The organism is Lewinella sp. W8, from assembly GCF_004375085.3.
In the GTDB taxonomy this organism is placed as follows: Bacteria; Bacteroidota; Bacteroidia; order Chitinophagales; family Saprospiraceae; genus Neolewinella.
The window spans coordinates 1-651 of the sequence record NZ_SNAQ03000061.1; the positions used below are offsets into that span (position 1 = coordinate 1).

At 61.8% G+C, this 651-nt stretch carries 1 pseudogene; it reads right to left on the reverse strand.

Annotated elements, in window-relative coordinates:
• A pseudogene (locus E1J53_RS24065) lies at positions 1-651 on the reverse strand (hypothetical protein); the annotation flags it as partial.

The following is a 651-nucleotide window of genomic DNA, read 5'->3' on the forward strand; positions in this document are numbered from 1 at the left end:
AGGGGTAGATGTCAGCTTTCAGCTCGATGCCGGCGCTACAGTTGTCCGTCAGTACGATGCTCGGATCGTCCAGGCGGATGTAGGCCGCACAAACATCACCGGCGTTGGTGCTGAACTCCAGCGGGCCGTCGTCGATGGTACCGTCAAAGTCGCGGTCCTGCGTCGGAGCCGTGAAGTCAGGGGCCGTGGTGTCTCCCACCTTGACCACCTGGGTGTAGGTGCGTGGGGCACCGGGGTTACACCAGTCGATGACCGTGTAAGTCCGCACAAATTTGTAAGTGTTGGGGCAGGTCTGGATCCGGGGACCGTCCTCGTAGGTCAGGCCGATGTTGCATACCGTGCCGTTGACCACCAGCGGGATCGTACGATCGCCGAAGCTGAAGAAGGGAATGTCTTCGTCGCGGGGCAGGGGGTTGCCGTTGGCACCCAGGGCCAGGGTCTCGTCGCACTCGTACTCGGCCACGTCCAGCTCATCGCCTTCGGGCTCGATGTCGGCAAGCGTCGGCTGCACGAAGGTGATCTCAAAGGAGGTCACCGCCGGGCCGTTCTCTTCACCGGCTGCGTTCTCGCAGTTGTCCAGTTCCGTGGCCGTAAACGTACGTGTGATCACCACGTCGTTACACTCGGGGTCTTCTTCGTCGAAGGTCGCCA